Source organism: Carnobacterium funditum DSM 5970 (genome assembly GCF_000744185.1).
Classification (GTDB): Bacteria; Bacillota; Bacilli; order Lactobacillales; family Carnobacteriaceae; genus Carnobacterium_A; species Carnobacterium_A funditum.
Map to the genome: position 1 here is coordinate 1048181 of NZ_JQLL01000001.1, position 23883 is coordinate 1072063.

Here is a 23883-nt window from a genome sequence, read left to right on the forward strand (position 1 = left end):
TTATTTTGTAAATGCTTTTAATTCTGCAATCTCGTTAGCTGTTAACGGTCGATAATGACCGGTTTTTAAAGACTCATCTAATACCAATGGTCCCATTGACAGTCGTTTTAAATACTGAACTTTTTTTTCGACTGCTTCAAACATCCGCTTAACTTGATGAAACTTCCCCTCATGAATAATGACTTGGATTTTAGAAGTTTGATCAGCTGGACTAGTTGATAGCACGCTTAGTTTAGCAGGGCGACAAACAAATCCATCGTCTAGCATAACGCTTTGTTCAAAAGCCTTAATTTCTTTTTCACCAACGATCCCTTCAATAATCGCTTCATAGCATTTGTCTACTTCTTTTCTAGGAGAAAGCAATTCATGAGCTAATACGCCATCATTGGTTATCAGTAATAACCCTTCTGTGTCTTTATCTAATCGACCAACCGGAAAAGGATTGGATAGTTGATCTTGATGATTCAGTAAATCAATAACTGTTTTATGCACTTTATCTTCTGTTGCGCTGATGACTCCTTGTGGTTTATGCAGCATAAAATAGAAAAATTCTTGGTAATGAACTCTTTCTCCCGAAACACTTATCACATCTTTTTCAGGTTGAACATGAGTTTTCCCCTCTCTTATTACGCTCTCATTCACTGTCACTTTTTTACCTTTTATTAACTCTTTCACTGATTTACGTGTCCCATAACCCGTATGTGCTAAAAATTTATCTAAACGCATATCTTTTGCTCAACTCCTTAAAGGTAAAAGAGCTAGCTAACTATGTTCCCATAGGCTAGCTAGCCTGAATCTATTTACTTAATTTTTAATTTGCTTCTCAAACGCGCTACTCTACTACCTAACAAGCGATCGGCTAAACGTGTTTTCAACGCTGCATAGAAATAGAAAAATCCTCCCATAGAAGATGAAACCATTATATTAATCAATGCTCCAAATCTATCTTTCGGTTCGAAGAATAAATACACTCCCTTTTGAAAAATAAATACAATCAGTGCCATACTACTTGTTATTAGAATCATCAATAAAACACGTCTCATCAAAAAGCTAATATTCAATTTAGTCATCTTATACATTGCCCATAACATTAAAAAGACGGTTGTCCCGAATCCTAATATGTTGGATACTAGCATCCCATATGTGCCAAAAACCCATAAAGAAGGGTATTGAAAAACTAACTTTACAATTAATCCAAGGCCCATTGCGGATAAAGCTGATTTAGTCTGATTCGCTGCTTGAAGTGTCGATCCTAATAACACAAACAATCCAAGAGAAATACTCATGAAAGAAGACAATTGTAGAATTCCCGTACCGAATGCACTATAGCCGTAAAAAACCGTGTATAAAGGTTTTGAAACAACCGCCATGCCAATTGCAGACGGCAGCATAATAAAGAAAAATAGTTGAATGCTATCGCTTAACTGCATTCTCACATCTTTCATTTTATTTTTTGCTAATAGATCGGCAATCAGTGGAACCGAAGTTATCGCCATTGAACCTGCTAATGAAATGACAATCATAATCAATTTATTTGCATTACCTGCTGCGATAGCATAGTTATTTTCTATTTGTTTAGCTGTTAATGCTGTCACACTTTCCATGATGGGTGCAAAAGTAAACTGATCGATCATTTGGAACAATGTAATCCCTGATCCAATAATAATAAACGGAACAGCTGTTTTAATAATAGATTTAAAAATTTCGTTTGTTGATACTTTAATGTTATTTTTGCTATGAGCTAGATTGTACTCTAATTCTGGCTTCTTTTTCCAAATAATATAAAGTAAATAGACAATACTGAACAAGGCCCCAATAAATGCACCAAATGTAGAGGCTGATACAGCACTAACAATTTCTCCGTCAGAAACTATTCGAATAAAATAAACAGCCACTAACATAAAAACCACGCGACCTAATTGTTCAATAAATTGCGAAATAGCTGAGGGTGCCATTGTGTGGTGCCCTTGAATGAAACCACGTGTCACACTCATACAAGGAATAATCAATAATGCCCAACTTAATGAGCGAATAACTTGTGTCCCGTCACTTACTGAGGCTGTTGGACTATTTGCAGCAATAAACGGTGCGATGATGTACATCAACAATGCTGAGACAATTCCTGTAACAGCCATCACTTGTAAACCTTTTTTATAAATATCTTGACTAATTTTATACTCACCTAAGGCGTTATAATAAGAAACTTGCTTCGCGATTGCTGAAGGCACGCCAGCTGTTGCAACATTCAAAAACAATGCGTAAGGTGTATACCCAATCATATAAAGTGCATTGGCTGAATTCGCTACTTCTTGAGTTCCCATCCATGCCATCCAAGGAATAATATACAAAGCACCTAACAGACGGGATAAAATACTGCCTCCGGTCATCCAAGCAGATCCGCTGACCATTTTTTCTCTTGAACTTTTCTCTCTGATTGGCTCTTTTTCCTTCACCCTATCCATTGACATTTTCCATACCCTACTCTCATCCTTTTATGTACTAACGTCTATTCTACTTCTTTACGAATATGGTTGCAATCACTTTACTGAGGGACTAGTGTAACTTTACAAAATCTTAAGATTGCCTTTAGGTATCCTGAAGAAGTTAAAAGAGGTTAAAAGAACTAAAGAGACGAGACTGTTGCCTCAACCCTTTAGTTCTTTAGCCTCTAACTCTTAGTTTGCTACGATATTAACTAATCTTCCAGGAACAACAATAACTTTTCGAATCGTTTTACCCTTTAACGCTTCTTTTAGTTTTTCATTGCTCATAGCTAACTCTTCTAATTCTTCTTTAGTAATTTCTTTTGGCGCTTTAGTTTTAGCTTTCAATTTTCCATTTAATTGAAAAACAACTTCAATTTCATCTTGAGTTAGGTATGACTCATCGTAACTCGGCCAAGCTACATAAGAGATACTTTCAGTACTATTCAGCATAGACCATAGCTCTTCACCTAAGTGAGGTGCAATTGGTGCCAATAATTGTACGAAACCTTTGATGTAGTCGACTGGCAAAGCTTTTGCTTTGTAAGCTTCATTCACAAAAATCATCAACTGTGAGATAGCCGTATTGAAACGCAATTGTTCAAAATCTTCTGTCACTTTTTTTACAGTCTGATGGTAAACAATATCTAATGAGCCATCATTAATGGTTGTTATTCGGTCACGCAGTTTACCTTCTTCGTCTACCATTAAACGCCAAACTCGATCTAAGAATTTGCGACTGCCTTCAAGTCCATTTTCATCCCATGCAATTGAAGCATCTAGTGGGCCCATAAACATTTCGTACATCCGCAATGTATCTGCGCCAAATTTTGCTACGACTTCATCAGGGTTAACAACATTGCCTTTTGATTTAGACATTTTTTCGTTATTTCCTCCAAGAATCATGCCTTGATTAAATAATTTTTGGAAAGGCTCTTTTGTTGGTGCGATGCCAATGTCATATAAAAATTTATACCAAAAACGAGCATATAATAAATGCAACACAGCATGTTCTGCTCCACCGATGTAAATATCAACTGGCAACCATTCTTTAAGTTTTTCAGGATCAGCTAACATCTCGGTATTTTTAGGATCGATGAAGCGTAAAAAGTACCATGAGCTACCAGCCCATTGTGGCATCGTATTTGTATCGCGACGACCTTTCATTCCGGTAATTGGGTCTACAACATTTACCCATTCTTTAATATTAGCTAATGGTGATTCACCTGTGCCACTAGGTTTTATGTGCTCTGTTTTCGGTAACAATAAAGGAAGTTCGTCCTCAGGCAATGTAGTTGACGTTCCATCTTCCCAGTGGATAACTGGAATAGGTTCTCCCCAGTAACGCTGACGCGCAAATAACCAATCACGCAAACGATAAGTTGTTTCTGGATTTCCTACTTTGTTTTCTTCTAACCAGTTATTCATTTTAACCATAGCCGCTTCTTTATCCAACCCATTTAAAAAATCAGAGTTAATGTGTAACCCATCTTCAAGAAAGGCTTCTTTTTCTACATCTCCGCCTTTAAGAACTGGAATAATAGGCAATTCAAACGCTTTGGCAAAATCATAATCGCGTTGATCATGTGCAGGAACAGCCATAATAGCGCCTGTACCATATGAAGCTAAGACATAATCCGCAATCCAGATTGGCATTTTTTCACCGTTAACAGGATTGATTGCATAGGCTCCTGTGAAGACGCCGGTTTTATCTTTATTTAAATCTGTCCGTTCTAAATCACTTTTCAAGCTAATTTTTTTAAGATAAGCTTCAACGATTTCTTTTTGTTCCGGTGTAGTAATCGTTCCTACTAAATTTAATTCTGGTGCTAATACACAATACGTAGCTCCAAATAAGGTATCCGGACGCGTTGTAAAGACAGTAAAATGTTGATCTGAGTCTTGGACAGAAAATTGAACAGAAGCTCCAACGGATTTACCAATCCAATTGCGCTGCATGTCTTTAATACTTTCAGGCCAATCAACTAATTCTAAATCTTCTAATAGACGTTCTGCATAAGCAGTAATTTTCAACATCCATTGTTTCATCGGTTTACGAAAAACTGGATGACCGCCACGTTCACTTTTTCCATCAATTACTTCTTCATTTGCTAGAACTGTTCCTAATTCCGGGCACCAGTTAACTGCTACTTCTGCTTCATAAGCCAGTCCTTTTTCATATAGCTTAGTGAAAATCCATTGCGTCCATTTGTAGTAATCAGGATCGGTTGTATTAATTTCACGTTCCCAATCATAACTAAAACCTAACGAATTGATTTGACGACGGAACGTTTCAATGTTTTTTGCTGTAAATTCTGCAGGATCATTCCCTGTATCTAACGCATACTGTTCAGCTGGTAACCCAAAAGCATCCCAGCCCATTGGGTGTAAAACATTGTACCCTTGAGCACGCTTCATACGTGAAAGTATATCCGTTGCCGTATAACCTTCAGGGTGTCCAACATGCAACCCTTGTCCTGATGGATATGGAAACATATCCAACGCATAAAACTTTTCTTTTTTTGTGTCTTCTGTCGTCTTGAATGTATTAGTATCTTTCCAGTAGTTCTGCCACTTTTTCTCAATCGTCTTGTGATTAAAACTCATATTATTTTTCCCACTTTCTTTATTTTATCTCTTAAATTAAAAAATCGTCCTATGAGTCCAGATAATTGCTCTGTTACTCATAGGACGATTTGACAAGTCAATAATCGTGGTACCACCTAAATTTTCTACACCTTTATTTATGTAGACTCTTCTTACCTTTAACGCAGGCGTTACGACTTCACTTACTGTCATTTTCAGCAAAGCAACATCCAAGGCGAGTTCAAAAGTTTTCTTTATGCATTTACACCACCCATGCACTCTCTTTGAAAGAAGCGTTTCTAATAATCCTTTTCTTTGTTTTTAACTATTTATCTTATTCTATCAAATAAAGTCTTAGTGAGCAAGGATAAAAATAGTCCTATTACGGCTAACCTACTATTATATCCTGTTTAATTAGAGAGTATTAAATGATTTTTGATAAAGCAATAAATGCACTCGTTTTCCGAGTATAATCAATCACAAAAAAAGGAGTGAGACATAAAGCATTTAGACCCGAATTACTTTTTCGTGATGTGGACGTCAGGTTTGTTTTTTGGAGCACATTTTAGAATAAAAGTCCGGATATGCGAAAGAGGCTGGGACTTTTTGTCCCAGCCTCTTAGTTACTTATTTTTTTAATTTAATCATTTCATCAGCAACGAATTGTACTTCAGTTCCAACAATAACTTGAATGTTATAGTCAGAAACTTTATTGATTCCTACAATTCCTGCAGATTTAATTTTCTTCTCGTCAACTTTAGACATATCTTTGACTTCTAGTCTTAGACGTGTTGTACAGTTATCGATAGCTGTAACGTTAGTGTCTCCGCCTAAACCATCATAAATGATTTTAGCTTGACGTTTAAATTCAATATCTTTTGCAGATGAACCTGAAACTTTAGAAGTAACAGCCGTAACTTCTTCTTCTACCATTTCTTCATCTTCATCGTCTCCACGACCTGGTGTTGCTAAGTTGAACTTAACAATAATAAAACGGAATACGAAGTAGTAGATAGCAAAAAATACTAAACCTTGAACAATCAACATATATGGTTGGTTAGCTAAAGGTAAACTAGAACTTAAGATAAAGTCGACTAAACCAGCGCTAAAACCAAATCCAGCTGTCCATTGGAACGTCGCTGCGATAAATAATGAAATCCCTGTTAATACTGCGTGAACCAAGTATAAAACTGGTGCAACAAACATAAATGAGAATTCTAGTGGCTCAGTAACACCCGTAAAGAAGGCTGCGAAACTAGCTGCAATCATCAATGATGCAACAACTTTTTTCTTATTGTCTTTAGCAGTGTGATACATTGCAAGTGCTCCACCTGGTAAACCAAACATCATGATTGGGAAGAAACCAGCTTGATACATACCAGTTGTTCCTTTTACTCCAGTGTTACCCCAGAAGTTTCCGATATCATTGATACCAGCAACGTCGAACCAGAAAACTGAGTTTAATGCGTGATGCAATCCGGTAGGAATCAATAAACGGTTAAAGAATCCATATAAACCAGCACCAACAGCGCCTAATTTACTGATGGATGTACCAAAAGTTACTAATCCTGAGAAGACTACTGGCCAAACAAATAGTAGAATCATGGAAACAACCATCATAGCTACTGAAGTCATAATAGGTGCTAAACGTTTTCCACTAAAGAAGGCTAGTGCCGTCGGAAGTTTAACCGTATGAAAGCGATTATACATTGCAGCAGCAACTAATCCTGAGATAATACCGATGAAAGCATTATTGATTTTGCCAAAAGCTGGACTTACTGCTTCAACGTCAATCCCTTGTAACATCGCAACAGAATCTGTACCTAATAAAGTAGTGATAACCAAGAAAGCTACTAAACCACTTAGAGCAGCTGCGCCATCTTTGTCTTTTGACATACCTAATGATAAACCAACAGCGAACAATACAGGCAAATTATCGATAACAGCAGCCCCAGCTTTAATTAAAAAAGCTGCATATATGTTGTCTCCACCCCAGCCTGATGGGTCAATCCAATAACCGATCCCCATTAAGATAGCAGCCACAGGTAAAACCGCAACTGGAAGCATTAACGAACGGCCTATTCTTTGAAAATATGATTTCATTTTCTTTTCCTCCTAAGTATAATAAGTCCTTAATACAATAAATAATGACAAGATAAAAGAAATAAATATAAAAGAAATAAACAATGTCGTTTTACTTTTCATAGCATTATTTCATTTGCATCTTCCTTTTCCAAAAAAATTTACTTGATAGCTGTCCAGTTTATTTAGATAAATTAAAGTTAACTGAATAGATAACCAGTAGCTTTCAATATCTTAACATATTTCAAATAAAATTTTTTTATGTTTAGAAAAATTGTTACTAAAGGATTGGTATTCATTTCATTCTTAGTCTATTTTAGTGGAAAACCATTTATAAACATAGGTATACCAATTTATTTTTATAGGCTACACCAAATTGAAAAAAAAGGGTTAAACAATAGATTTCTCTATGTTTAACCCTCTTCTTACTATTCAATGGCTATATGTCTATTTAACTAAAATAGCTTGGCCAACGAAAATAATATCTGTCTTTAAATAATTCCACTCTTTTAGTTTTGCTACTGAAGTATTTAGTTTATTTGCGATAGCCCACAATGAATCTCCAGGTAAAACTTTATAGCTTTTCGTTAAATTTTCTTTTTCTTTTACAGGCTCACTTGCTGAAATAGATTGAACGATTAAATTCTGTCCAACTGTTATCGCATCTGATTTCAGGTTATTTAGTGATTTTAAATTTGCGATTGTCAGTTTTTGTGCATTTGCGATTCCCCACAATGTGTCACCACTTTTCACTTGGTAATTAGTTGTTACCGTTGGCTTTGTTGACTCATTAGATCCTGTAGGTGTATTTTCTTGTACAGTTGGAGTTGATTCTTTAATACTCAATTTCTGACCCACATAGATAATGTCAGATTTTAGGTTGTTCCATGTCTTTATATTAGCCACAGATACATTTTTACTTGTTGCAATACTCCATAATGAATCACCGCTCTTGATTTGGTAACTTGATGATACTGTTGGTGTTGAATCTGTTTCAGTAGAGTCAGATTTGTTACTTTCTAACGTTGGTGCTGGTGTCGTGACGGTTTCTTTAATTACTAATTTTTGACCCACATAGATAACGTCAGATTTTAGGCTATTCCATGTTTTTATATTAGCCACAGATACATTTTTACTTGTTGCAATACTCCATAATGAATCACCGCTCTTGATTTGGTAACTTGCTGATACTGTTGATGTTGAGTCTGTTTCGGTAGAGTCTGGTTTGTTACTTTCTAGCGTTGGTGCTGGTGTCGTGACGGTTTCTTTAATTACTAATTTTTGACCCACATAGATAACGTCAGATTTTAGGCTATTCCATGTTTTTATATTAGCCACAGATACATTTTTACTTGTTGCAATACTCCATAATGAATCACCGCTCTTAATTTGGTAACTTGCTGATACTGTTGATGTTGAGTCTGTTTCGGTAGAGTCTGGTTTGTTACTTTCTAGCGTTGGTGCTGGTGTCGTGACGGTTTCTTTAATTACTAATTTTTGACCCACATAGATAACGTCAGATTTTAGGCTATTCCATGTCTTTATATTAGCCACAGACACATTTTTACTTGTTGCAATACTCCATAATGAATCACCGCTCTTGATTTGGTAACTTGCTGATACTGTTGGTGTTGAGTCTGTTTCGGTAGAGTCTGGTTTGTTACTTTCTAGCGTTGGTGCTGGTGTCGTGACGGTTTCTTTAATTACTAATTTTTGACCCACATAGATAACGTCAGCTTTCAGGTTATTCCATGTCTTTATATTAACCACAGACACATTTTTACTTGTTGCAATACCCCACAATGTATCACCGTTCTTAACTTGGTAACTTGATGATACTGTTGGTGTTGAATCTGTTTCGGTAGAGTCTGGTTTGTTACTTTCTAGCGTTGGTGCTGGTGTCGTGACGGTTTCTTTAATTACTAATTTTTGACCCACATAGATAACGTCAGCTTTCAGGTTATTCCATGTCTTTATATTAACCACAGACACATTTTTACTTGTTGCAATACCCCACAATGTATCACCGTTCTTAACTTGGTAACTTGATGATACTGTTGGTGTTGAGTCTGCTTCGGTAGAGTCTGGTTTGTTGCTTTCTAGTATTGGAGTTGGTGTCGTGACGGTTTCTTTGATCACTAATTTTTGACCCACATAGATAACGTCAGCTTTCAGGTTATTCCATGTCTTTATATTAACCACAGATACATTTTTACTTGTTGCAATACTCCATAATGAATCACCGCTCTTAACTTGGTAACTTGATGATACTGTTGGTGTTGAATCTGTTTCGGTAGAGTCTGGTTTGTTGATTTCTGGTGTCGGACTCGGTGTGGGTTTAGTTGATGTATCGCCAACCGTGTATCCTTTATCAAATTTAGTTAGATTATAGTCATTAATTAGTCTATTTAATTTAGAAGCATAACTTGGATCAGTTGCATATCGCCCTTGTAACCATGATGTAGCTTCAGAATAAGTTTTCGCATTATTTACCCATGCACCAGAATAAAAACCTCTATCCCAATTTGTTCCATTTTTCAGCAAATTTGCATTGTCTTGTAACGATTCAGCATGAGATGGATACTTTTTAAAGTTTTGTGGAATATAAATCCAACCACCTTTGTCACTGTATTCCGATGTATACATAGTGACCGTTTGGCCTTGGTAGCTTCCTTTAATACCAAATAAATTATAGTTTGGTGAAGATGATAGCTTGCTGCCACCGAAACCACTTTCTAAGGCTGCTTGAGCGACCATTACAGAAGCGTAAAGATTGTTTTTAGGCGCCACTTCAGCTGCGTATGCTCCAATAAAGTTTATAAATTCTGTATTAGACATCTTCTCAATGCCCTTATTAGAATTTATTACTTCATTAGATTTATTTGCAACTTTAGCACCAGATTTATTTACAGCTAATGTATCTCCTGGATGAATTAAATTTGAAGAAAGTTTATTCCATTCCTTTAACTCTGTCACAGATATCTTATGCGCTTTTGCAATTCTGTTTAAAGTATCTCCTGATTTAACAATGTATATTTTGGCTAAGTTTGCTTTGTCAGCTGCGGCTTTTTCGGCTGCGGCTTTCTCAGCTGCAACTTTTTCGGCTGTGGCTTTTTCGGCTGCAGCTTTCTCGACTGCGACTTTTTCGGCTGTGGCTTTTTCGGCTGCAGCTTTTTCGGCTGCGACTTTTTCGGCTGTGGCTTTTTCGGCTGCAGCTTTCTCGGCTACGGCTTTCTCAGTTGCGACTTTCTCGGCTGCGGCTTTTTCGGCTGCAGCTTTCTCGACTGCGACTTTTTCGACTGTGGCTTTCTCAGTTGCGACTTTCTCGGCTATAACTTTTTCAGCTACATTACCTTCAGCAATGACAATCAGTGATTCCTCTTTATTTTCACTCACTTTATCTTCTGCAGTTGATTCATATGTAAGTGTAGATTCTTCAATTCCAACTTCTGCAGTTGAGTTCGGATTCTCCATTTTTGATGAATCTTCAGATAAAACACTTTCATTATTTGAAACTGCTACAGCTTCAGTCCATAATTCTTCAATTTCATCAATCGTTAATTCCTCAAAGTTTAATTTTTTAATTTGTGCTTCACTTAATAAAAGCTTTAATTCATTTATCCTTTGTTCTTTTTCAATTATCGCATCTTCTGAAAGGACCTCTGTGCTTTTTTTTCCTGCCTCAGCTTCTTCTGTCGTTTTATCTGTTGTCTCTGTAACTTCTTTCGCATCCTCCAGTTCATTATTACTAGAATTTGCTAAATCATTAGCCGTAGCCGATACTGAAAAAGAAGGAAATGCTAATAGACCAATAAGTAAAGTCGTGCTTAAAACAGCTGTGCTTCTTTTGTACACTGTCTGTGGTAAATTGAGTTGTTCAATCATTTTTTTATTAGTAATAGATTCTATTCTTTCTTTTCTAGTTTTCTCCAATACTATACCTCCTAATTTAGTTACCTTCTATAACAAAATGAGTGCGACATTAGCTAAATTTTATAATCTTTACTACTCATGTTATTATAACGTTCTATATGCTTATTAGATAGATGAATTTTATTTGTGACAGCTATTTTAATATATGTTACATAACCGTAATAATAACAGACTGTTTTCTAATTTAATCCAAAAATCTTATTTTTAACCTATTCATTATCACTTCAAATTGTTCAGGCTAAAATTTTATGGTAAAATAAACTACTATTCGTGAATTCTATTTTCAAACTAGTAAAAAAACAACTTTAGAAAGTGTGAAATGATGCCTCAAAAACCTACTTATTATCAACCTGCTTTACTTATTAGCTTTTTATGTTTTGTACTCTTCTGTATTATAGCCCTTGGGGTTCAGTCAAACGCTGATTGGATAAATTGGGTGGATCAACTCATTGCTAATCCAATCGTGGCAAGTGCCACACAAAATAAAACAAGCTTTTTTATTTTTATTACTCGTTTAGGTGGGGTCCCAGTCATGTCTACTGCTGTCGTATTATTTAGCTCTTTCCTTATTTGGCAATCAAAAAATAAACGCCTAGCCATTTGGTATATTTCACAATCGATTTTAGGAGCTGGTGCATTAAATATACTTGTAAAAGTACTTTTTCAAAGAGAGCGACCTACAATTGAACATTTAGTTATACAAGGAGGATTTAGTTTTCCAAGTGGACACTCAATGGGCTCATTAATTTCTTATGGCGGGATAGCGTTTTTAATCTTTTACCTTTACAAAAAAAGCACGCTGTCTATCGGTGTCTTGGTCATCGCTATTCTTCTAATCTTATTAATTGGTTTAAGCAGAATTTATCTTGGGGTTCATTTTCCATCAGATGTTATCGGAGGTTATTTATTAGGTACTTCATGGTTAACACTATTGATTGCCCTATTCCCAAAGTTAATAAAACAAAACTAATTTTTTGTCTTATTCATGTCAACTTCAACAAGTAATAAGGAGATTTAAACTATGATTGAAAATGCACTTCGCTACAGCCATACCCTCTTAAAAAGTACCATTATAAATGGTGATAAGGTTATCGATGCAACGGTTGGAAACGGTGGAGATACTGTCTTATTAGCCAAACTAGTCGGGAAAACAGGTCATCTATTCGGTTTTGATGTTCAAGCTCAAGCGATTAAAACGACCAAAGAAAAATTATTATTCACCGGTCTTTTACAGCAAGTTTCTCTTTACAACGAAGGTCATGAAAAGTTGAACTTATTTGTACCAGCGAATATAGAAATTGCAGCAGCCGTTTTTAACTTAGGTTATTTGCCTACAGGGGATAAACAAATTATCACTAAAGGTGAAACAACTATCCAGGCCATAGAAATTATTTTACCGCGTTTAAGAAAAGGCGGCTTAATAGTATTGACAGTTTATTCTGGTCATCCAGAAGGAGACTTAGAAAAATCAGCTATTTTAGAATTTACTAAGCAACTCTCACAAGATTTATTTACTGTTTTATATTATGGATTCATCAACCAAAAAAATTCACCACCCTTTTTAATTGCTATTGAAAAGAGATAAAAAAGCTCGTGAGTCTAGATTTGGTACCGACCCCCAAAAGTTAGAGTAAATAATCTAATTTTTGGGGGTCTTTTTGTATGGCTAAATATCATGCTGATTTAAAATTAAAAATTGTAAAGGAGTATCAAAATGGAACGTTGACATATGATCTATTGGCAAAAAAATATGGTATGCCAAGTTCATCACCTATAAAACAATGGGTCAATCTTTATACTCATTATGGAAAAGAAGGGCTAATCCGAAAAAAAACAAAAGAAGTCTATTCTGTTCATTTCAAACTAGATGTATTACAATTTATGAAACGAACAGGTGCTTCTTATCAAGAAACGGCTAATTCCTTCGGAATCAGAGAATTCTCTATCATTGCGAACTGGAATCGTGCATTTAATAAAAAAGGTATAGAAGGCCTGAAATTTCAACCAAAGGGGCGACCTCCTATGTCTAAACATCCAAAGAAAAAAATAGAAAGTGAAGAAACTATGTCTAAAGAGCAAGAACTTAAGCATGAGAATGAGCTTCTACGCTTAGAGAATGCTTACTTAAAAAAGTTAAAAGCTTACGAGGAGAATCCGGATGCCTACCTCGAAAAGCACAAGCGGCGTTGGCATTCGAGCTCAAAGAAGAAGGATACAAATTAAAGGATGTCCTTGTAGTTGTAGATATTCCCGAAGCGACGTATCATTATCATTTAAAGCGATTGAACACAGACGAACAAGATATAGCTCTAAAAAATAAGATTTCAGAGCTATTTTATCGCTTCAAAGAACGCTATGGATACAAACGGATCACGAATGAATTAAATAAAACTGGACTAGTGATCAATCATAAAAAAATTTATCGGCTGATGAAAGAGTTAGATCTGAAGTGTATTAAATTTACTCGTAAGACTCGAAAGTATAACTCTTACAAAGGAACCGTTGGAAAAACTGCAAAAAATCTACTAAACCGACGGTTTTCTACTCCGCTTGCATTGCAAAAATTAGTGACAGATATAACTGAGTTCAAATGTCTTGATGATCAGAAACTTTATCTTAACCCAATTTATGATTTATATAATGGAGAAATCATCTCGTTTGGTATTAGTAAACGACCAACATTAGATTTAGTATTACGTCCTCTAGTAGAAGCCATTCAAATTGTAAAAGAGAACGGGACAGTTCGCACTACGATTCACTCTGATCAAGGCTGGCATTATCAGCATAATAAATGGAGACACCATTTAAAAAAGAATAAGCTCTTTCAGAGTATGTCTCGCAAAGCCACCTGTTCTGATAATGCCTCAATGGAGAATTTCTTTGGGATTATGAAACAAGAAATGTATCACGGCGAGCCTCTAGTTACCTACGATCAACTTAAGAAACAGATAGAAGAGTATATCGATTGGTATAATACTATTCGCACAAAACAAAAACTGGCTGGCTTAAGTCCAGTAGAATACCGAACTCAAACCAGCCAGTTGGCTGCATAATATTAAACTCTAACTTTTAGGGGTCAGCACCTTTGAAACCTAGACTTACGAGCTTTTTTACTTAATATATGGTTATTTTTTTATCAAATTGATTGATGATTAAAGCAATAAGAACAGTAATAAAACCATAGAAGAAAACATTGTGAACACCCACGTATAAGATATTTCTCAGAACGGGTAATAAATTAGCATCTAAATTGACGGCCGTTAATGGATTAATCAACTCGTTCATCATCTTACTTTCCACACCTTTTGATTGCTGAATAATTAACTGTTCTGCCATCCGCTTATTTAAGATAATACCATAGATTGAAATCATAATCGTTTGTCCTAAAATTCGGAACAAGGTGTTAACTGAGGTAGCCACACCAATTTGATTTTTTGGTACAATATTTTGTACTGTTACGGTTGTTGTTGTGATTGCTAAACCCATACCTAAACCGATTAAAGCAGTTACTAATAGAAAAATATAAAATGGCGTTGCAAGAGGGAGCTGGGTTATAATCAAAGCACTAATACTAATAATAACCAAACTACTTGTTAGAATATTTTTTACCGGCTGCTTAAGCATTAATTGTCCTGCAATGAACGAACCTAATACCCAAGTAAAAGACATTGGTGTAATAGCAAATCCTCCCAGTGCTGCTTTTAATCCTTTTAAACCTTGCATCCACATTGGTATATAAACATCTATGCCTATTAAAAAGCCACTAACTAGAGCTGCCACTAAGTTTTGAATGACAAAGGTTCGATTATTGAATAAACTTAACGGTAAGATTGGATCAGCTGCTCGTTTTTCTGCAAAAATAAAGGCAATAAAGCACATAATAGCAAGAACAAACCAGCTTAACAGAGACCATTCGATGGTTCCTTTATCTCCAATAACTTGAATTCCATAAAGTGAAAACAATAGGGTTCCAGTTAGAGTTAGACTTCCTAAATAGTCAATTGCTTTCCGTTCATACGAAAAGTCTTCATGAAGAAACATTGAAACTAAAATAATAGTGGCTATACCGATAGGAACATTGATATAAAAAATCCAATGCCAACTCAAATAATCAACTATAAATCCACCTAATAAAGGACCAATAATACCAGCTACGCCCCAGGCAGCACCATTGAATCCCATGATTTTCGCTCTTTTTTCTAAAGGATATATATCTGCAATAATCGTAGACGTTACCGGCATAATAGCTCCGGCACCTATTCCCTGAATCGCTCTAAAGAAAATAAGTTGAGTCATTGATTGTGAAAGACCACATAAAGACGAACCGATGACAAAAATAATTAATCCGATAATTAATATCGGCTTTCTACCAATCATATCTGATAATTTACCATATATTGGTGTCATAATAGCATTTGTTAATAAATAAATAGAAAACACCCAATTCATAATGGCGATTCCTTCAAGACTCCCTATAATTGTAGGCATCGCAGTGGATACGATTGTTCCCTCGACAGCAGTCATGAACGTTGCTACAAAAATGGCTACTGTTACAATTTTTACATTTGTTTGTTTCTTATTTCTTTCCATGGCTTTCTCCCATTCATTAAAACTTTATAGTGCTTTTCATTTTTATTTGTATCTTAAAATAGATACAGAGCGTATGCGATACCTCAATCGTTCAAGGTATCGCATACGCTCTTTTACTATCAAACTAAGAATTTTTTTAAATCTTCTATCTTATCCAATTTTTCCCAAGGTAAATCGATATCTGTTCTTCCAAAGTGACCATATGCTGCAGTTTGCTTATAAATAGGTCTTTGAAGATCCAACATTTTAATAATACCGGCAGGACGTAAATCAAAATTAGCTCTTACAGCTGCAATTAATCGACTTTCTGGTACTGTACCTGTTCCAAAAGTATCAATTGCAATAGAGACCGGTTGGGCTACTCCAATTGCGTAAGCCAATTGCACTTCACATTTATTGGCTAATTTAGCTGCTACTATATTTTTAGCAATATAACGGGCAGCGTAGCTAGCAGAACGGTCAACTTTTGTTGGATCTTTCCCAGAAAAAGCTCCTCCGCCATGACGAGAGTAACCACCATATGTGTCTACGATGATTTTACGACCGGTTAAACCAGAATCTCCTTGAGGTCCTCCAATAACAAATCGTCCAGTTGGATTGATAAAGTATTTGGTATTTTCATCCAGCAACTCAGCCGGTATGACAGCTTGAATAACTAATTCTGTAATATCCTTATTTAGCGTTTCAGCAGTTGTATCCGGATGATGTTGTGTACTGATAACAACTGTATCAACACGCAATGGTTTTCCATTTTCATCATATTCAACAGTGACTTGAGATTTAGCATCTGGTCTTAAATAATTAAGCGTCTTATCCTTTCTCAATTCCGCCAAACGTTTAACTAAACGGTGGCTTAATGAAATAGGCAATGGCATTAATTCAGGTGTTTCATCAATTGCAAAACCAAACATTAATCCTTGGTCTCCTGCACCTATTTGATCAAGAGCATCATTGTTCATTTCTTTGTACTCAACTGAATCATTAACTGCTTGAGCAATATCAGCTGATTGCTCATCGATAGCGACAATTACCGCACATGTATCAGCGTCAAAGCCAAATTTAGCTCTCGTATAACCTATTTCTCTAATCGTCTTACGTACTACTTTTTGAATATCTACATAAGTAGAAGTAGATATTTCTCCAACAACTAAAACTAAGCCTGTTGTAACAGTTGTTTCACACGCAACTCGTGCATCTGGATCTTTAGAAATAATATCATCTAAAATAGCATCGCTAATTTGATCAGCCATTTTATCCGGATGACCTTCTGATACAGATTCGGATGTAAATAGTCTTTTTTCTGCCATTCTTTGTTCCCCCTTTAATAGTTTCGGTTACAAGGCATATCCGCTTTTAACAAAGCAGATCCTCTCGGGAATCCATTTGCAAACCTTACATATTTTACCATACTTCCCGATAGTTAGCTAAATAATATTTTAAAATACTCTACCATTATACTGTGCTCAAGTATTTTTTTTGGTAAGATAGAAGCAACACAATAAGCGAAAGGAGTTTTACGATGAATCAAGCTTTATTAACAAAACTGAAAGGCATTTTTTTCCATCCACTTTTCCTTATTTTTATTACTCCCTTAACTTATATTCTGATTGGGACTATCTATACAGCACAACTCTCAACTATAGCTTTCTGGTCCTTTTTTGTACTTTATCTTTTTATATTAATCAATCAATTTTTAGAAAAAATCATTCATAAATGGTTACAACAACCGAATAAAGAATTAACAACTGCTTTACTATTTACTGAAGCCATTAACCTTCTTATCATTAGTTCCTTCGCTTTATCTTTTCACATTCTAATTGGTTTACTGCTATTGTTATATAGTGTACTCGTTCAAAGTCAATTTTATCTTATTAAAATTGATTTAAAATGGTTTGTATTTGCAATGAAAGCAATTTTTAAAGGGGGTATTCTAACGTACGTTAGTTTTTTCATCCACTTATCCTTTATCCCAAACACTATTTTTTTATGGAGCATTCCATTAATTTTATTGGCCTTAATAGTAGAAATCACAGAATACGCCATTCGAACAAAACAAATAGAACAAATAAAACAAAACCGTATTTTATTCCTCAGTTTGTTAACTAGTCTATATATAAGTAGTTTTTTAATTTTATGGTTATCTTTTAGCTATTTCTCTCTCTTATTGTTGTTAAGCCTACCTGCTGCATGGAGTCTGGTATCTCTTTATCGAATGTCAGCTAATAAGAACTCTTTCTCTATGAAACTTAAGCAATTATCTGTTTTCTCCATTATTTTTTTATTCTCCTTTGCTTTAGTTATCAGCACTAGAGTTTTCATCTAATACCGAACTCATTTGTTGAATGAAATTTCATAGTGTCTATTTTTAATGGTTGTACAACCATTAAAAATAGTTAAAAAAAATAAAGCAAATCCAAGTATACGCTTGGATTTGCTTTATTTGGTTGTCCCTATTATGACCCGTACGGGATTCGAACCCGTGATACCGCCGTGAAAGGGCGGTGTCTTAACCACTTGACCAACGGGCCTTTTATTCAGATAATGGGCCTAAATGGACTCGAACCATCGACCTCACGCTTATCAGGCGTGCGCTCTAACCAGCTGAGCTATAGGCCCATAATAAAAAAAAAGCGGGTGACGAGAATCGAACTCGCATCAACAGCTTGGAAGGCTGTGGTTTTACCACTAAACTACACCCGCATAAAAAAGTGACCCGGGACAGAATCGAACTGCCGACACCTTGAGCTTCAATCAAGTGCTCTACCAACTGAGCTACCAGGCCATATATTCAATTAACGGTCTCGACGGGAATCGAACCCGCGATCTTCTGCGTGACAGGCAGACATGTTAACCCCTACACCACGAGACCTTTTTGTATAGATATATCATATTCATTCTATGATATTCATTGCGGGGACAGGACTTGAACCTGTGACCTTCGGATTATGAGCCCGACGAGCTGCCAACTGCTCCACCCCGCGATAATATTAAAATTGTAAATAAGGAGGATAAGAGATTCGAACTCTTGCGTGCTTTTACACACCTGACGGTTTTCAAGACCGTTCCCTTCAGCCAGACTTGGGTAATCCTCCATCTGAAAAGCAATCATTCCCAACATAATAAATCAAGGGAAACAAATGACCCGTACGGGATTCGAACCCGTGATACCGCCGTGAAAGGGCGGTGTCTTAACCACTTGACCAACGGGCCATTTTAAAAAACGGAGAAGGAGGGATTCGAACCCTCGCACCGCGTTAGCGACCTACACCCTTAGCAGGGGCGCCTCTTAAGCCTCTTGAGTACTTCCCCAAAATTAAAAAATAACATTAAATGGGCCTAAATGGACTCGAACCATCGACCTCACGCTTATCAGGCGTGCGCTCTAACCAGCTGAGCTATAGGCCCATAAAAAAAGCGAGTGACGAGAATCGAACTCGCATCAACAGCTTGGAAGGCTGTGGTTTTACCACTAAACTACACTCGCAAAAACGGTCTCGACGGGAATCGAACCCGCGATCTTCTGCGTGACAGGCAGACATGTTAACCCCTACACCACGAGACCTTTTTGCATAGATATATCATATTAGTTCTATGATATTCATTGCGGGGACAGGACTTGAACCTGTGACCTTCGGGTTATGAGCCCGACGAGCTGCCAACTGCTCCACCCCGCGATAATATTAAATGAAACTATTCTACTGAATCAAACTTTCTATCTATTTAACTATCATAGGATAGAAATAATTGCGGGGACAGGACTTGAACCTGTGACCTTCGGATTATGAGCCCGACGAGCTGCCAACTGCTCCACCCCGCGATAATATTAAATTTGTGAATAAGGAGGATAAGAGATTCGAACTCTTGCGTGCTTTTACACACCTGACGGTTTTCAAGACCGTTCCCTTCAGCCAGACTTGGGTAATCCTCCATTTGATAAACGACAATTTTCTTCAATAGAGAAGGTAATCAATCACAATAAAATGATTAATGGACCTTGCAGGACTCGAACCTGCGACCGGACGGTTATGAGCCGTCTGCTCTAACCAACTGAGCTAAAGGTCCAAGATCTTTTTAATTGTAATAGCGGCGAAGGGGATCGAACCCCCGACCTCCCGGGTATGAACCGGACGCTCTAGCCAGCTGAGCTACACCGCCAAAATATTTTAAAAATTTAAAAGTGGAGCCTAGCGGGATCGAACCGCTGACCTCCTGCGTGCAAGGCAGGCGCTCTCCCAGCTGAGCTAAGGCCCCAACATATTAAATCGGGAAGACAGGATTCGAACCTGCGACCCCTTGGTCCCAAACCAAGTGCTCTACCAAGCTGAGCTACTTCCCGTATGTTGAAATTCTGGTATTTCCATTTCATTTTAACTATGTGAAATGGAATGCACCCAAGAGGAGTCGAACCTCTAACCGCCTGATTCGTAGTCAGGTACTCTATCCAATTGAGCTATGGGTGCTATATATGGTGCCGAGGGCCGGAATCGAACCGGCACGGTGATCACTCACCGCAGGATTTTAAGTCCTGTGCGTCTACCTGTTCCGCCACCCCGGCATTTTGAACAAGTTATGATTGTTGCATCACTTACTAGCTTAACTAGTAAGCGGAAGACGGGGTTCGAACCCGCGACCTCCACCTTGGCAAGGTGGCGTTCTACCACTGAACTACTTCCGCTAATGGTGCCGGCTAAAGGAGTTGAACCCTCGACCCTCTGATTACAAATCAGATGCTCTACCAACTGAGCTAAGCCGGCTTAAAAATATGGTGCGGGTGAAGGGACTTGAACCCCCACGTCTTTCGACGCTAGATCCTAAATCTAGTGCGTCTGCCAATTCCGCCACACCCGCTAAAATGTGGTTATAACTAGTCATCTGAGTGAATAGTTATGAGTCATGCAGGATTCGAACCTGCGACCCTCTGATTAAAAGTCAGATGCTCTACCAACTGAGCTAATGACTCATGGTGGAGGTTGACGGGATCGAACCGCCGACCCTCTGCTTGTAAGGCAGATGCTCTCCCAGCTGAGCTAAACCTCCATATGAGAAAAATAAATGTTCGATGCGCGGCAGCGTCCTACTCTCACAAAGGGAAACCCTTCACTACCATCGGCGCTAAGAAGCTTAACTGCTGTGTTCGGCATGGGAACAGGTGTGACCTTCTTGCCATCGCCACCACACATCTTACATATAAGAGAACGTTGTTCTCTCAAAACTGGATAGTGTTTAACTATAAGGGCTTAAAACCGTTTCTTCATCGTTTAAAAATTGGTTAAGTCCTCGACCGATTAGTATTGGTCCGCTCCATACATCGCTGTACTTCCACTTCCAACCTATCTACCTGATCATCTCTCAGGGGTCTTACTCACTTACGTGATGGGAAATCTCATCTTGAGGGGGGCTTCACGCTTAGATGCTTTCAGCGTTTATCCCGTCCACACATAGCTACCCAGCGATGCTCTTGGCAGAACAACTGGTACACCAGCGGTGTGTCCATCCCGGTCCTCTCGTACTAAGGACAGCTCCTCTCAAATTTCCTGCGCCCGCGACGGATAGGGACCGAACTGTCTCACGACGTTCTGAACCCAGCTCGCGTACCGCTTTAATGGGCGAACAGCCCAACCCTTGGGACCGACTACAGCCCCAGGATGCGATGAGCCGACATCGAGGTGCCAAACCTCCCCGTCGATGTGGACTCTTGGGGGAGATAAGCCTGTTATCCCCAGGGTAGCTTTTATCCGTTGAGCGATGGCCCTTCCATACGGAACCACCGGATCACTAAGCCCGACTTTCGTCCCTGCTCGACTTGTAGGTCTCGCAGTCAAGCTCCCTTCTGCCTTTACACTCTACGAATGATTTCCAACCATTCTGAGGGAACCTTTGGGCGCCTCCGTTACACTTTAGGAGGCGACCGCCCCAGTCAAACTGCCCGTCAGACACTGTCTCCCAGCCAGATTATGGCTGTGGGTTAGAGTGGTCATACAGCAAGGGTAGTATCCCACCATTGCCTCCACCAAGACTAGCGTCCTGGCTTCATAGGCTCCTACCTATCCTGTACAAGCTGTACAAACACTCAATATCAAACTGCAGTAAAGCTCCATGGGGTCTTTCCGTCCTGTCGCGGGTAACCTGCATCTTCACAGGTACTATAATTTCACCGAGTCTCTCGTTGAGACAGTGCCCAAATCATTACGCCTTTCGTGCGGGTCGGAACTTACCCGACAAGGAATTTCGCTACCTTAGGACCGTTATAGTTACGGCCGCCGTTTACTGGGGCTTCAATTCTGAGCTTCGCTCGAAAGCTAACCCATCCTCTTAACCTTCCAGCACCGGGCAGGCGTCAGCCCCTATACGTCATCTTTCGATTTAGCAGAGACCTGTGTTTTTGATAAACAGTTGCTTGGGCCTATTCACTGCGGCTGACCAAATGGTCAGCACCCCTTCTCCCGAAGTTACGGGGTCATTTTGCCGAGTTCCTTAACGAGAGTTCGCTCGCACACCTTAGGATTCTCTCCTCGACTACCTGTGTCGGTTTGCGGTACGGGCAGATTGTTTCTAACTAGAAGCTTTTCTTGACAGTGTGACATCAGGAACTTCGGTACTTAATTTCCCTCCCCATCACAACTTGTCCTTAATAGAGGCAAGCATTTGACTCACCTCAAGACTTGTTGCTTGGACGCACATATCCAACAGTGCGTATTCCTTAGCCTACTGTGTCCCTCCATTGTTCAAACAAAACAAACTGGTACAGGAATCTCAACCTGTTGTCCATCGTCTACGCCTATCGGCCTCGACTTAGGTCCCGACTAACCCTGGGAGGACGAGCCTTCCCCAGGAAACCTTAGTCATTCGGTGGACGGGATTCTCACCCGTCTTTCGCTACTCATACCGGCATTCTCACTTCTAAGCGCTCCACCAGTCCTCACGGTCTAGCTTCGACGCCCTTAGAACGCTCTCCTACCATAGAACCTAAGTTCTATCCACAGCTTCGGTGTTATGTTTAGCCCCGGTAAATTTTCGGCGCAGGGTCACTCGACTAGTGAGCTATTACGCACTCTTTAAATGATGGCTGCTTCTGAGCCAACATCCTAGTTGTCTAAGCAACCCCACATCCTTTTCCACTTAACATAAACTTTGGGACCTTAGCTGGTGGTCTGGGCTGTTTCCCTCTCGACTACGGATCTTATCACTCGTAGTCTGACTCCCGGATATAAATCAATGGCATTCGGAGTTTATCTGAATTCGGTAACCCGAGAAGGGCCCCTAGTCCAAACAGTTGCTCTACCTCCATGATTCTAATTCCGAGGCTAGCCCTAAAGCTATTTCGGAGAGAACCAGCTATCTCCAAGTTCGATTGGAATTTCTCCGCTACCCACACCTCATCCCCGCATTTTTCAACATACGTGGGTTCGGTCCTCCAGTGCGTATTACCGCACCTTCAACCTGGACATGGGTAGATCACTTGGTTTCGGGTCTACGACCACATACTCATTCGCCCTATTCAGACTCGCTTTCGCTACGGCTCCGTCTCATCAACTTAACCTCGCATGGGATCGTAACTCGCCGGTTCATTCTACAAAAGGCACGCTATCACCCATTAACGGGCTCTAACTACTTGTAAGCACACGGTTTCAGGTGCTGTTTCACTCCCCTTTCGGGGTTCTTTTCACCTTTCCCTCACGGTACTGGTTCACTATCGGTCACTAGGGAGTATTTAGCCTTGGGAGATGGTCCTCCCGGATTCCGACGGAATTTCTCGTGTTCCGCCGTACTCAGGATACTGATCAGAGTGAACGAAGTTTCAGTTACGGGGCTTTTACCCTCTTTGGCGGACCTTTCCAGGTCGCTTCTCCTACTTCGTTCATTTATGACTCTATGTGTTCAGTCCTACAACCCCAGAAAGCAAGCTTTCTGGTTTGGGCTATTCCCGTTTCGCTCGCCGCTACTCAGGGAATCGATTTTTCTTTCTCTTCCTGCAGGTACTTAGATGTTTCAGTTCTCTGCGTCTACCTCTATTGACCTATGTATTCAGTCAATAGTAACACCCGATAAAGAGTGCTGGGTTTCCCCATTCGGAAATCTCTGGATCAAAGCTTACTTACAGCTCCCCAAAGCATATCGGCGTTAGTCCCGTCCTTCTTCGGCTCCTAGTGCCAAGGCATCCACCGTGCGCCCTTATTAACTTAACCTATGGTCATGTTAACTACTTCAT

11 protein-coding genes, 26 tRNA genes, 2 rRNA genes, 1 pseudogene, 1 riboswitch and 1 other annotated feature are annotated in these 23883 nt (G+C 38.7%); of the genes and pseudogenes, 5 read left to right on the forward strand and 35 right to left on the reverse strand.

The annotated features are described in order from the left end of the window. The 5 genes from BR44_RS04740 to BR44_RS12040 form a co-directional block, all read right to left on the reverse strand. A complete protein-coding gene (locus BR44_RS04740; protein ID WP_034550935.1) occupies nt 1–726 on the reverse strand; it encodes a pseudouridine synthase in 726 nt (241 codons plus the stop codon). Nucleotides 727–800: 74 nt separating this feature from the next. Next, nucleotides 801–2462 carry a putative polysaccharide biosynthesis protein gene (locus tag BR44_RS04745; RefSeq protein WP_245592921.1) on the reverse strand — a complete coding sequence of 554 codons (1662 nt, stop codon included), beginning with the start codon at nt 2460–2462 and terminating at the stop codon, nt 801–803. 213 nt (nt 2463–2675) lie between these two features. After that, on the reverse strand, nt 2676–5090 hold the full coding sequence (leuS, locus tag BR44_RS04750; RefSeq protein WP_034550937.1) for a leucine--tRNA ligase: 2415 nt from the start codon (nt 5088–5090) through the stop codon (nt 2676–2678). 77 nt (nt 5091–5167) lie between these two features. Next, nucleotides 5168–5394: a binding site (T-box leader), on the reverse strand. A 302-nt stretch (nt 5395–5696) separates the two neighbouring features. Further along, entirely contained in the window at nt 5697–7172 is a 1476-nt protein-coding gene (gene nagE / locus BR44_RS04755) for an N-acetylglucosamine-specific PTS transporter subunit IIBC (protein WP_034550938.1), read from the reverse strand. Nucleotides 7173–7598: 426 nt separating this feature from the next. Then, complete coding sequence (locus BR44_RS12040; RefSeq protein ID WP_034550939.1) at nt 7599–11084, reverse strand: LysM peptidoglycan-binding domain-containing protein; 3486 nt, start codon at nt 11082–11084, stop codon at nt 7599–7601. A gap of 436 nt (nt 11085–11520) precedes the next feature. Between BR44_RS12040 and BR44_RS04765 the strand changes: the two genes are divergently transcribed. The 4 genes and pseudogenes from BR44_RS04765 to BR44_RS04780 form a co-directional block, all read left to right on the forward strand. Next, a complete protein-coding gene (locus BR44_RS04765; protein ID WP_169740191.1) occupies nt 11521–12054 on the forward strand; it encodes a phosphatase PAP2 family protein in 534 nt (177 codons plus the stop codon). Nucleotides 12055–12105: 51 nt separating this feature from the next. Then, nucleotides 12106–12669: a tRNA 5-(aminomethyl)-2-thiouridylate-methyltransferase MnmM gene (gene mnmM / locus BR44_RS04770; protein ID WP_034550941.1), complete on the forward strand. Its 564-nt coding sequence runs from the start codon at nt 12106–12108 to the stop codon at nt 12667–12669. A 77-nt stretch (nt 12670–12746) separates the two neighbouring features. Continuing rightward, nucleotides 12747–13307 (forward strand): helix-turn-helix domain-containing protein, encoded by a 561-nt coding sequence (locus tag BR44_RS04775; protein WP_034550943.1) that lies wholly within the window; start codon nt 12747–12749, stop codon nt 13305–13307. Beyond that, nucleotides 13262–14137, forward strand: a pseudogene (locus BR44_RS04780) (IS3 family transposase); the annotation flags it as partial. The gene BR44_RS04775 and the pseudogene BR44_RS04780, both read left to right, overlap by 46 nt. Nucleotides 14138–14198: 61 nt before the next feature. On the opposite strand, the gene BR44_RS04785 reads toward BR44_RS04780, so the two are convergent. Both BR44_RS04785 and metK read right to left on the reverse strand, forming a co-directional pair. After that, a complete protein-coding gene (locus tag BR44_RS04785; RefSeq protein WP_034550945.1) occupies nt 14199–15674 on the reverse strand; it encodes an MDR family MFS transporter in 1476 nt (491 codons plus the stop codon). 119 nt (nt 15675–15793) lie between these two features. After that, the gene (gene metK, locus BR44_RS04790) at nt 15794–16981 is read right to left on the reverse strand and encodes a methionine adenosyltransferase (RefSeq protein ID WP_034550946.1); all 1188 of its coding nucleotides are present in this window, start codon (nt 16979–16981) and stop codon (nt 15794–15796) included. Next, a riboswitch (SMK box riboswitch) is annotated at nt 16979–17068 on the reverse strand. It overlaps the preceding gene by 3 nt. A 125-nt stretch (nt 17069–17193) precedes the next feature. Between metK and BR44_RS04795 the strand changes: the two genes are divergently transcribed. After that, a complete protein-coding gene (locus BR44_RS04795) occupies nt 17194–17997 on the forward strand; it encodes a hypothetical protein (RefSeq protein WP_034550947.1) in 804 nt (267 codons plus the stop codon). A gap of 133 nt (nt 17998–18130) precedes the next feature. On the opposite strand, the gene BR44_RS04800 is transcribed toward BR44_RS04795, so the two are convergent. The 28 genes from BR44_RS04800 to BR44_RS04935 all read right to left on the reverse strand — a co-directional run bounded on the left by BR44_RS04800 (nt 18131) and on the right by BR44_RS04935 (nt 23860). Beyond that, nucleotides 18131–18202: transfer RNA gene (locus BR44_RS04800), tRNA-Glu, on the reverse strand. A gap of 14 nt (nt 18203–18216) precedes the next feature. Continuing rightward, nucleotides 18217–18290, reverse strand: a tRNA-Ile gene (locus BR44_RS04805). A gap of 13 nt (nt 18291–18303) precedes the next feature. Beyond that, a tRNA-Gly gene (locus BR44_RS04810) sits at nt 18304–18374 on the reverse strand. A gap of 9 nt (nt 18375–18383) precedes the next feature. Continuing rightward, nucleotides 18384–18456, reverse strand: a tRNA-Phe gene (locus tag BR44_RS04815). A gap of 14 nt (nt 18457–18470) precedes the next feature. Then, a tRNA-Asp gene (locus tag BR44_RS04820) sits at nt 18471–18543 on the reverse strand. 39 nt (nt 18544–18582) lie between these two features. Then, nucleotides 18583–18655: transfer RNA gene (locus BR44_RS04825), tRNA-Met, on the reverse strand. Between the two features lie 21 nt (nt 18656–18676). Next, a tRNA-Ser gene (locus BR44_RS04830) sits at nt 18677–18766 on the reverse strand. 46 nt (nt 18767–18812) lie between these two features. Next, nucleotides 18813–18884: transfer RNA gene (locus BR44_RS04835), tRNA-Glu, on the reverse strand. 11 nt (nt 18885–18895) lie between these two features. Then, nucleotides 18896–18983: transfer RNA gene (locus tag BR44_RS04840), tRNA-Ser, on the reverse strand. Nucleotides 18984–19005: 22 nt separating this feature from the next. Further along, nucleotides 19006–19079 (reverse strand) — tRNA-Ile (locus BR44_RS04845). An 8-nt stretch (nt 19080–19087) separates the two neighbouring features. Next, nucleotides 19088–19158: transfer RNA gene (locus BR44_RS04850), tRNA-Gly, on the reverse strand. A gap of 5 nt (nt 19159–19163) precedes the next feature. Then, nucleotides 19164–19236 (reverse strand) — tRNA-Asp (locus BR44_RS04855). 39 nt (nt 19237–19275) lie between these two features. Beyond that, a tRNA-Met gene (locus BR44_RS04860) sits at nt 19276–19348 on the reverse strand. A gap of 70 nt (nt 19349–19418) precedes the next feature. Continuing rightward, nucleotides 19419–19491 (reverse strand) — tRNA-Met (locus tag BR44_RS04865). 21 nt (nt 19492–19512) lie between these two features. After that, nucleotides 19513–19602 (reverse strand) — tRNA-Ser (locus BR44_RS04870). A 60-nt stretch (nt 19603–19662) separates the two neighbouring features. Further along, nucleotides 19663–19736 (reverse strand) — tRNA-Ile (locus BR44_RS04875). 19 nt (nt 19737–19755) lie between these two features. After that, a tRNA-Met gene (locus tag BR44_RS04880) sits at nt 19756–19829 on the reverse strand. A 23-nt stretch (nt 19830–19852) separates the two neighbouring features. Then, nucleotides 19853–19925, reverse strand: a tRNA-Ala gene (locus BR44_RS04885). 11 nt (nt 19926–19936) lie between these two features. Continuing rightward, nucleotides 19937–20010 (reverse strand) — tRNA-Pro (locus BR44_RS04890). A gap of 50 nt (nt 20011–20060) precedes the next feature. Beyond that, nucleotides 20061–20134 (reverse strand) — tRNA-Arg (locus tag BR44_RS04895). Nucleotides 20135–20140: 6 nt separating this feature from the next. Then, nucleotides 20141–20229, reverse strand: a tRNA-Leu gene (locus BR44_RS04900). A 48-nt stretch (nt 20230–20277) separates the two neighbouring features. Continuing rightward, nucleotides 20278–20349 (reverse strand) — tRNA-Gly (locus BR44_RS04905). A gap of 3 nt (nt 20350–20352) precedes the next feature. Further along, nucleotides 20353–20428, reverse strand: a tRNA-Thr gene (locus tag BR44_RS04910). Between the two features lie 9 nt (nt 20429–20437). Then, a tRNA-Leu gene (locus BR44_RS04915) sits at nt 20438–20522 on the reverse strand. A gap of 39 nt (nt 20523–20561) precedes the next feature. Beyond that, nucleotides 20562–20634, reverse strand: a tRNA-Lys gene (locus BR44_RS04920). A 1-nt stretch (nt 20635) separates the two neighbouring features. Then, nucleotides 20636–20711, reverse strand: a tRNA-Val gene (locus tag BR44_RS04925). Nucleotides 20712–20735: 24 nt separating this feature from the next. Further along, nucleotides 20736–20851: ribosomal RNA gene (rrf, locus tag BR44_RS04930) — 5S ribosomal RNA — on the reverse strand. 88 nt (nt 20852–20939) lie between these two features. After that, nucleotides 20940–23860, reverse strand: a 23S ribosomal RNA gene (locus BR44_RS04935). Between the last annotated feature and the right edge of the window lie 23 nt (nt 23861–23883).